Source organism: Pseudomonas sp. NPDC089530, assembly GCF_050280705.1.
GTDB lineage: Bacteria > Pseudomonadota > Gammaproteobacteria > Pseudomonadales > Pseudomonadaceae > Aquipseudomonas.
Window position 1 is genome coordinate 46,887 of record NZ_JBNNVU010000035.1, and the last position, 9,595, is coordinate 56,481.

Consider the following 9,595-nt stretch of genomic DNA (forward strand, 5'->3'; position numbering starts at 1 on the left):
AACCCGATTGTTATTCCAGGATTTCGCCGATGCGTGCTTTCCCCCTATCTGTCTTGACCCTTGCTTCCCTGTTGCTGGCCGGCTGCGCCTCGGCGCCGAACGACCCGACGCTGGTCCTGCAGACGAACAAGACCCCCGCCGAATACGCCGATTGCCTGGTGCCCAAGTTGCAGGGCCAGGCGCTGACCCCGACGGTTTCCCAGACCCAGCGCAGCTACCGGATCGTGGTCCCCAGCAAAGTCGCGGCGGACAACGTGCTGGAGGCCTACAAGGCGCCGAACGGCGGCAAGGTGTTCCTGTACGAGCGCCACTTGCTGGCGTCGAGCTTCACCCCCTCGAAGTTCGAACGGGCCGCCCAGGAATGCCTGTAGCTCGATGAAAGGCCGCTTAGCCGGTAGCGCCGAGCAGGCCCTCGACCTGGGCCAATTCCCAGGTGCTGAGCAGGCTGACCGGATCGGTGCCGAAGCGTTGCCGAGTGTCGAGCTGCCAGTGCCGCCCTTCGGCGCTGGTACAGCTCTGGCAGTGCCGCAGGTGCCGGCCGTCGAAATCCAGGACCAGTTGCCAGCCTTCGATGTCCACCAGTACCCGTTCGCGGGTGGGTTGTCCCTCTATCCGGCGTAGCGGATAGACGCCCAGGGCGCGTCACGCAGGCGCTGGCAGACTTCGCGGGCATTCAGGGCCGATAGCTGTGTCATGGGGGCTTGCCTTATCCATTGTCGTTGCGGCTTTTGCCAGGCCAGCGAAACAGCTGCCGGGGCCATTGCTTGATCTGCCCCCAGTATTCCTTGCCGAGAATGGCGATGGCGACCAGGGGCAGGATCTCGCCGGCAACCACCAGGCCCGAAATCACCAGGGCCTTATGGGGGAAAGCCAGGAACGGCAAGATAGGCAGCGCCAGCCAGTAACACAACACCACCCCGAGCAAGAACAGGCCGAGCTCTTTCCTGAAGCTCAGCGTGTTTGCAGTCATGTCATTCCTCTCATCGAGCCGATACCCGCCGTTGCGGCACCTGCCAGGCGCCGTCGGTTTTCAAGCGCATGGAACTGTCTTGCCTAGATTTCCCCCGGGTCCCGGGGGGATGCGCCATACAGCAGCATTTGTTCCAGGGTATGGGCGGAGTTGGTGCTCGCCGCCCGCCCGCGCTGCTCGGCATCGACCATGCCGTACACCAGATTGATGAACAGTTCGGTAAATACCGCGGCGGTGATGTCGATGCGGAACACGCCCTGGTGCTGGCCATTCAGGAAGAAGGCGTCCAGGGCCTCGATATAGAACTGCCAGCGGGCCCCGTCGAGCTCCGGGTCGAGGAAGTCGGGACGGTACTGGAACACCAGGAAGCTCAGCAGCTCGCGATGGGCCAGATGCTCCCTGATCAGATTGCGCAGGGCTTCCTGTGGGGCGGTGCTCGACAGGCAGCAGGCCTCGATGATCCGGTGCAGCACGTCCTTGCCATGGTCCTCGAGCATTTTGAGCAGGTGGTCACGGGTTCCGCAAAAGCGATGCAGGGTGGCTCGGCTCATGCCTGCCGCTTCGGCCAATTCCTTCAGCGTGGCGCGCGGGTGGTCGACGATGGCTACGGCCAGCGCCTTGATGAATCGTTCGTCATGGGGCGTCAGGGTCATTCGCAAGTCCTGATTGAGTCCTCGAATACGCGCATCAGGTAGAAAAATGTGCAGCGCTTCAGAGAGGCTGAGACAAAAGAGATCATATGAGTCTTTATTGACTCATTTATGATTCGAAAGTACCATTCTGGACATTACCAATCAAGAGTCGGGTGTGCCATGGTCGATTTGCGTGCAATAGGAAGGGTCAGTGCATTGGCGGCTGTCATTGCGTTGGCTGGGTGTGGTCCCGCGGACGAGCAACAGGATGTGGCCGAGATGGTGCTGCCGGTGGAGGTGTTCTCGGTGGTGCCGGAGTCCCTGGCGCTGACCTCGGAACTGCCGGGCCGGATCGAGCCGGTGCGCGTTGCGGAAGTGCGGGCGCGGGTGGCGGGGATCGTGATGAAGAAGCGCTTTGAAGAAGGTGCCGACGTCAAGGCCGGCGACCTGCTGTTCCAGATCGATCCCGCGCCGCTCAAGGCCGCTGTGTCCCGCGCCGAGGGCGATCTGGCACGGGCCCAGGCCGGGTTGAAGGAAGCCCAGGCACGGGTCAAGCGCTACGAGCCGCTGGTGAAGATCGAGGCCGTGAGCCAGCAGGACTACGACACCGCCAGCGCCGATATGCACAGTGCCCAGGCGGCGACCCGTTCGGCCCAGGCCGATCTGGAAACCGCCCGCCTGAACCTGGGCTACGCCTCGGTCACGGCACCGATTTCCGGCCGCGTGGGCCGCGCGCTGGTCACCGAGGGGGCCCTGGTGGGCCAGGGCGAAACCACCCTGATGGCGCGTATCCAGCAGTTGGACCCGATCTACGCCGACTTCACCCAGACCGCCGCCGATGCCCTGCGCCTGCGCGAGGCCCTGAAGACCGGCAGCCTGGACGCGGGCGACAGCAAGGCGCTGACGATTCGCGTCGAGGGCACTCCCTACGAGCGCCAGGGCTCGCTGCAGTTCACCGACGTGGCGGTCAACCCCGGCACCGGCCAGCTCACCCTGCGTGGCAAGTTCGCCAACCCGGATGGCGTATTGCTGCCGGGGATGTACGTCCGCGTCAAGACGCCTCAAGGCACCGACAGCCAGGCCATCCTGGTTCCGCAACGCGCGGTGAAGCGTAGCAGCGACGGCAGCTCCCAGGTGATGGTGGTCGGCGCGGACGAGCGTGCCGAAGCCCGTAGCGTGACCACCGGTGTCATGCAGGGGTCGCGCTGGCAGATCACTGAAGGCCTCAAGGCCGGGGACCAGGTCATAGTCGGTGGCCTGGCCGCGGTGCAAGCGGGCGTCAGGGTCACTCCGAAGCTGGCTCAGGAAACCGAGCCGCAACAATAAGCTTGGGTACGACACGAGGATTTTCTGATGTCTGAGTTTTTCATCAAGCGCCCGAATTTTGCCTGGGTGGTGGCGCTATTCATCTCCCTGGCCGGCCTGCTGATCATTTCCAAGCTGCCCGTGGCGCAGTACCCAAGCGTTGCTCCACCGCAAATCACCGTGACCGCTACTTATCCGGGCGCTTCGGCGAAGGTATTGGTGGAGTCGGTGACCAGCGTGCTCGAAGAGTCGCTCAACGGTGCCAAGGGCCTGCTCTATTTCGAGTCGACCAACAACTCCAACGGTACTGCCGAGATCGTCGTGACCTTCCAGCCGGGCACCGACCCGGACCTGGCCCAGGTGGACGTGCAGAACCGCCTGAAGAAAGCCGAGGCGCGCATGCCCCAGGCCGTACTCACCCAGGGCCTGCAGGTTGAGCAGACCAGCGCCGGCTTCCTGTTGATCTACGCCCTGAACTACAAGGAAGGCGTGCAGCGCAGCGATACCACCGCCCTGGGCGACTATGCCGCGCGCAACATCAACAACGAACTGCGCCGCCTGCCGGGTGTCGGCAAGCTGCAGTTCTTTTCCTCCGAAGCCGCGATGCGGGTCTGGATCGATCCCCAGAAACTGGTGGGTTATGGCTTGTCCATCGAGGACGTGAGCAGCGCGATCCGCGGGCAGAACGTCCAGGTACCGGCCGGTGCCTTCGGCAGTGCGCCGGGCACCAGCGAACAGGAACTGACCGCGACCCTGGCGGTCAAGGGCACCCTGGACAACCCACAAGAGTTCGGCCAGATCGTCCTGCGCTCCAACCCCGATGGTTCCACCGTCAAGCTGACCGATGTCGCGCGCCTGGAAGTCGGCAGCGAAAGCTACAACATTTCCTCGCGTCTGAACGGCACCCCGGCGGTGGGGGGCGCGATCCAGCTGTCCCCGGGGGCCAACGCCATCGAGACCGCGACCCTGGTCAAGGCACGCCTGGCCGAGCTGTCGCAGTTCTTCCCCAGCGACATGCAGTACTCCGTACCCTACGACACCTCGCGTTTCGTCGACGTGGCCATCGAGAAGGTGATCCATACTCTGATCGAAGCCATGGTCCTGGTGTTCCTGGTGATGTTCCTGTTCCTGCAGAACGTGCGCTACACCCTGATCCCCTCCATCGTGGTGCCGGTGTGCCTGCTCGGTACCCTGGCGGTGATGTACCTGCTGGGCTTCTCGGTGAACATGATGACCATGTTCGGCATGGTGCTGGCCATCGGTATCCTGGTGGACGACGCGATCGTGGTGGTGGAGAACGTCGAGCGGATCATGGCCGAAGAGGGACTGTCCCCGACCGACGCCACGGTCAAGGCGATGAAGCAGGTGTCCGGCGCCATCGTCGGTATCACCCTGGTGTTGTCCGCGGTGTTCATGCCGCTGGCATTCATGAGCGGCTCGGTGGGCGTCATCTACCAGCAGTTCTCGGTATCGTTGGCGATCTCGATCCTGTTCTCCGGTTTCCTGGCCCTGACTTTCACCCCGGCCTTGTGCGCCACGCTGCTCAAGCCGATCCCTGAAGGGCACCATGAAAAAGGTGGTTTCTTCGGTGCCTTCAACCGTGGTTTCGCCCGTGTCACCGAGCGCTACTCGGTACTCAGTTCCGGGCTGGTCAAGCGTGCCGGGCGCTTCATGCTGGTGTACGCCGGTATCGTCGCCGTGCTCGGCTACACCTACCTGCGCCTGCCGGAAGCCTTCGTGCCCAGCGAAGACCTGGGCTACATGATCGTTGACGTGCAACTGCCTCCGGGCGCCAGCCGCATGCGTACCGATGCCACCGGCAAGGAGCTGGAGGAGTACATCAAGGGGCGCAATGCCGTGGACTCGATGTTCCTCGTCTCCGGCTTCAGCTTCTCCGGTCAAGGCGACAACGCGGCGCTGGCATTCCCTGTATTCAAGGACTGGTCGCTACGCGGCAAGGAAGAGTCGGCTGGCGCCGAAGTAGCGGCGTTGAACGAGCACTTTGCGTTGCCAAACGACGGCACCATCATGGCGGTCTCGCCGCCACCTATCGACGGCCTGGGCAACTCCGGTGGTTTTGCCCTGCGCCTGATGGACCGCGGTGGTCTTGGTCGCGAGGCCTTGTTGCAAGCGCGGGATACGCTGCTGGGCCAGATCGCCGGCAATCCGAAGTTTCTCTACGGCATGATGGAAGGCCTGGCCGAGGCGCCGCAATTGCGCCTGGTGATCGATCGTGAGAAAGCCCGGGCCCAGGGGGTCAACTTCGAGACCATCAGTTCTACCCTGTCCTCGGCCTTCGGTTCCGATGTGGTCAACGACTTCACCAACGCTGGCCGCCAGCAACGGGTGGTGATCCAGGCCGAGCAGGGGGCGCGGATGACGCCGGAAAGCGTGCTCCAGCTGTACGTGCCCAACAACCAGGGCGACCAGGTACCGCTCAGTGCCTTCGTGATCAGCCAGTGGGAAGAGGGGCCGGTGCAACTGGTGCGCTACAACGGCTATCCGTCGATCCGTATCGTCGGTGACGCCGGTCCGGGTTATAGCACCGGTCAGGCCATGGCCGAGCTGGAACACCTGGCGTCGCAACTGCCGGCGGGCATCGGTTACGAATGGACCGGCCTGTCCTACCAGGAGAAGGTCTCCGCGGGCCAGGCCTCGGGCCTGTTCGTCCTGGCGATCCTGGTGGTGTTCCTGCTGTTGGTGGCCCTGTACGAAAGCTGGTCGATCCCGCTGTCGGTGATGCTGATCGTGCCGATCGGCGCCGTGGGGGCGGTGCTGGCGGTGATGGTCGTGGGCATGCCCAACGACGTGTACTTCAAGGTCGGCCTGATCACCATCATCGGTCTGTCGGCGAAAAACGCGATCCTCATCGTCGAGTTCGCCAAGGAACTGTGGGAGAAGGGCTACAGCCTGCGTGACGCCGCCATCGAGGCCGCGCGCCTGCGCTTCCGCCCGATCATCATGACCTCCATGGCCTTCATCCTCGGCGTGGTGCCCCTGGCCATCGCCACCGGCGCCGGTGCGGCCAGCCAGCGCGCCATCGGTACCGGGGTGATCGGCGGCATGCTCAGTGCCACCTTCCTGGGCGTCCTGTTCGTGCCCATCTGCTTCGTCTGGTTGCTGTCGGTGCTGCGCAGCAAGCCGGCCCCTGTCGAAAACACAGCCCTGAGCCAGGAGTGATCAGCATGCGTATCCCTGCTTTTACCGTATCGGCGCTGCTGATCGCCCTGACCCTGGGCGGCTGCTCGCTGGCGCCGACCTACGAGCGCCCGGCCGCGCCGGTGGCCGACAGCTGGAGCGGCTCGTCCGCCCAGCAGGGTCGGCTCGCCAGCGAGCTGGACTGGCAGACCTTCATTGTCGATCCCGAGTTGCGCCGCCTGGTCGGCACCGCCCTGGACAATAACCGTTCGCTGCGCCAGACCCTGCTGGACATCGAACAGGCCCGGGCGCAGTACCGCATCCAGCGGGCCGACCGGGTGCCGGGGCTGAATGCGGGGGCCTCGGGCAACCGCCAGCGGCTGCCCGCCGACCTGTCCAGCAATGGCCAGGCGGGGGTTGCCAGCACGTACCAGGTGGGCCTGTCGCTGCCGGAGTACGAGCTGGACCTGTTCGGCCGGGTCAAGAGCCTCAGCGACGCGGCGCTGCAGCAATACCTGGCCACCGAGGAGGCCGCGCGTTCGGCGCAGATCGCGCTGATCGCCGAGGTCTCCCAGGCGTACCTGGTCCACGATGGCGCCCAGCGTCGTCTGGACCTGACCCGGCAGACCCTGGCCAGCCGCGAAAGCTCGCTGGCCCTGATCGGCCAGCGTCGCCAGGCGGGTACCGCCACGGCGCTGGACTATCAGGAAGCCCTGGGCCTGGTGGAACAGTCCCGTGCCGATCAGGAGAGCAACCTGCGGCAGAAACAGCAGGCGTTCAACGCCCTGGTGCTGTTGCTGGGCACCGCGGATGCGGCGAAGTCGATACCGCAGTCGCAGCAGGAAAAACCGCTGCTGGTGCAGGACATTGCCGCGGGATCGCCTTCGACCCTGATCGAGCGTCGTCCGGATATCCTGGCCGCCGAACATCGCTTGCAGGCCCGCAATGCCGATATCGGCGCGGCCCGGGCGGCGTTCTTCCCGCGCATCACCCTGACTGGCAGCTTCGGCACTTCGAGCGCGCAGATGTCCGGGCTGTTCGATGGCGGTTCGCGCTCCTGGAGCTTCGTGCCGACGCTGTCGCTGCCGATCTTCGATGCCGGGCGCAATCGCGCAGGCCTGAGCCTTGCCGAAGCGCGCAAGGACTCTGCCGTGGCGGCATACGAGGGCACTATCCAGACCGCGTTCCGGGAAGTGGCGGACGCCCTGGCGGCCACCGACACCCTGCGTCGGGAAGAAGCGGCGCGGCGCGCCCTGGCCAACACCAGCAATGAGTCGCTGAAGTTGGCCAAGGCCCGTTACGAGGGCGGCATCGACAGCCACTTGCGCTACCTCGATGCCCAGCGCACGAACTTCGTCAACGAGACGGCGTTCATCGAAACCAGCACCCAGCGGCAGATCGCCCTGGTGGACCTGTTCCGCTCCCTGGGCGGTGGCTGGAAGGAGAATCGAGAACCGCCGATACAGTGAAACCCTTGGCAATGGCCGGCTGGAGCGATCCAGTCAGCCATTTTCGCTTTTAGTGGCTGGCCAGTGCGGTGGGCCGCGTACCCCGGGTCACCGGGCGCTTGCGGGCGACGCCGCCATGGAGGAAGACCTGCGCCAGGGTGTGGGCGGAGTGGGAGCTGGCCGCCCGTCCACGCCGCTCGGCGTCGACCATGCCATGGATCAGGTTGATGAACAGCTCGGTGAAGGCGGCGGCGCTGATGTCGATGCGAAAAACGCCTTGCTGCTGTCCGCGCAGGAAGAAGGCGTCCAGTTTCTCGAGATAGAACGCTTCGTTTTCCTGTATCGACGTGTTTGGGCGACTCTCGAACATCAGCAGCGCCACCAGGTCGCGGTGGGCGAGGTGTTCCGTTATCAGGTGGTGCAGGGCGTCCAGTGGCTCGGCGCTGTGCAGCTCGGTGCTGCTGGTAATCCGCGCCAGCACCTCTTTGGCGTGGCTCTCGAGCTGTTGCTCCAGGTTGGCGCGGGTTCCGTAGTGGCGGTTCAGGGTCGCCTTGCTGACACCCACCCATTGCGCCAGCTCCTTCATGGAGGCGCGGGGATGATTGACTAGTGCAGTGGCCAGCTGTTTGAGAAAGCGTTGGTCATGGAGTGCCATGGGTCATTCATGAGCTTCAAGCGAATGTGGAAGGTTCGTAGCAAGGAATGCTCCTTGCTGACATCCGGATATTGTAGTTGCTCAAATGAGTCATTGTTGATTCATTTGTTCTTTATTGGATTCTTTGTGCCTGTTCAGTCTCAAGGTTGATCGGCAGCAAAGCCAATGACCATGGCCTGAAAGCCCGCCGGCGGAGTCAGCCGCCCGATGGACCTCGATAGAAAAGAAAAACCCCTTGAGGCCGTTCTCCTCAAGGGGTTTTTGGGGCTGGCGAAATCCGCGAGGATTCCGGTCGTCGCTTAGACGTTAAAGCGGAAGTGCATCACGTCGCCATCCTTGACGATGTATTCCTTGCCTTCCAGGCGCCATTTACCGGCTTCCTTGGCACCGGCTTCACCCTTGAACTGGATGAAGTCGTCGTAGCCGATCACTTCGGCGCGGATAAAGCCTTTTTCGAAGTCGGTGTGGATCACGGCAGCAGCCTGTGGGGCGGTAGCCCCTACACGGACGGTCCAGGCACGAACCTCTTTGACGCCAGCAGTGAAGTAGGTCTGCAGGTTGAGCATTTCATAACCGGCGCGGATCACGCGGTTCAAGCCCGGCTCTTCCAGGCCCAGGGCCTCGAGGAACATGTCTTTCTCTTCACCGTCTTCCAGCTCGGCGATTTCCGCTTCGATCTTGTTGCAGACCGGAACCACCACCGCGCCTTCTTCCTCGGCGATGGCCTTGACCACGTCCAGCAGCGGGTTGTTCTCGAAACCGTCTTCGGCGACGTTGGCGATGTACATCACAGGCTTGGTGGTCAGCAGGTGGAAGCCGCGGATCACCAGCTTCTCTTCGGTGCTCATGTTCTTCATCAGGCTGCGCGCGGGCTTGCCATCGGTGAAGTGGGCGATGAGCTGCTCGAGCAGGGCTTTCTGCGCCACGGCGTCCTTGTCACCGCCCTTGGCGTTGCGCGCGACTTTCTGCAGTTGCTTTTCGCAACTGTCGAGGTCGGCGAAGATCAGTTCCAGCTCGATAATCTCGATGTCGCGTTTCGGGTCGACGCTGTTGGACACGTGGATCACGTTGTCGTCTTCGAAGCAGCGGACCACGTGGGCGATGGCATCGGTTTCGCGGATGTTGGCCAGGAACTTGTTACCCAGGCCTTCACCTTTCGAGGCACCCGCCACCAGGCCGGCGATGTCGACGAATTCCATGGTGGTCGGCAGCACGCGCTCCGGCACCACGATGGCGGCCAGGGCGTCCAGGCGCGGGTCCGGCATCGGCACGATGCCGCTGTTCGGCTCGATGGTGCAGAAGGGGAAGTTCTCGGCCGCGATACCGGATTTGGTCAGTGCGTTGAACAGGGTGGACTTGCCGACGTTAGGCAGGCCGACGATGCCGCATCACGCCCTTGCCTTCAAGCTGGGCCTGCTTGAGGTGCTCCAGGCCTTCGACATGGGCC

8 protein-coding genes and 1 pseudogene are annotated in these 9,595 nt (G+C 63.7%); 4 read left to right on the top strand and 5 right to left on the bottom strand.

Annotated features, from left to right (window positions below):
• Positions 1–29 precede the first annotated feature (29 nt).
• Complete coding sequence (locus ACQKQA_RS15435; protein ID WP_427558984.1) at positions 30–371, top strand: hypothetical protein; 342 nt, start codon at positions 30–32, stop codon at positions 369–371.
• A 16-nt stretch (positions 372–387) separates the two neighbouring features.
• On the opposite strand, the pseudogene ACQKQA_RS15440 reads toward ACQKQA_RS15435, so the two are convergent.
• From ACQKQA_RS15440 to ACQKQA_RS15450, 3 genes and pseudogenes are all read right to left on the bottom strand, one after another.
• Positions 388–695: pseudogene (locus ACQKQA_RS15440) on the bottom strand (DUF7693 family protein).
• Between the two features lie 11 nt (positions 696–706).
• Entirely contained in the window at positions 707–970 is a 264-nt protein-coding gene (locus ACQKQA_RS15445; RefSeq protein ID WP_427558986.1) for a transporter suffix domain-containing protein, read from the bottom strand.
• An 83-nt stretch (positions 971–1,053) separates the two neighbouring features.
• Complete coding sequence (locus tag ACQKQA_RS15450) at positions 1,054–1,623, bottom strand: TetR/AcrR family transcriptional regulator (protein WP_427558989.1); 570 nt, start codon at positions 1,621–1,623, stop codon at positions 1,054–1,056.
• Positions 1,624–1,782: 159 nt separating this feature from the next.
• Between ACQKQA_RS15450 and ACQKQA_RS15455 the strand changes: the two genes are divergently transcribed.
• The 3 genes from ACQKQA_RS15455 to ACQKQA_RS15465 are packed head-to-tail and all read left to right on the top strand — an operon-like array spanning position 1,783 to position 7,514.
• Positions 1,783–2,928 (top strand): MexC family multidrug efflux RND transporter periplasmic adaptor subunit, encoded by a 1,146-nt coding sequence (locus ACQKQA_RS15455; protein ID WP_427558992.1) that lies wholly within the window; start codon positions 1,783–1,785, stop codon positions 2,926–2,928.
• A gap of 27 nt (positions 2,929–2,955) precedes the next feature.
• A complete protein-coding gene (locus ACQKQA_RS15460) occupies positions 2,956–6,087 on the top strand; it encodes a multidrug efflux RND transporter permease subunit (protein WP_427558995.1) in 3,132 nt (1,043 codons plus the stop codon).
• A gap of 5 nt (positions 6,088–6,092) precedes the next feature.
• On the top strand, positions 6,093–7,514 hold the full coding sequence (locus tag ACQKQA_RS15465; protein WP_427558998.1) for an efflux transporter outer membrane subunit: 1,422 nt from the start codon (positions 6,093–6,095) through the stop codon (positions 7,512–7,514).
• 49 nt (positions 7,515–7,563) lie between these two features.
• Here the strand turns inward: ACQKQA_RS15465 and ACQKQA_RS15470 are convergent, their stop codons facing one another.
• Positions 7,564–8,148, bottom strand: a complete 585-nt coding sequence (locus tag ACQKQA_RS15470) for a TetR/AcrR family transcriptional regulator (protein ID WP_427559001.1) — start codon at positions 8,146–8,148, stop codon at positions 7,564–7,566.
• 299 nt (positions 8,149–8,447) lie between these two features.
• On the bottom strand, positions 8,448–9,530 hold the full coding sequence (gene ychF, locus ACQKQA_RS15475; RefSeq protein ID WP_427559007.1) for a redox-regulated ATPase YchF: 1,083 nt from the start codon (positions 9,528–9,530) through the stop codon (positions 8,448–8,450).
• Positions 9,531–9,595: the final 65 nt, after the last annotated feature.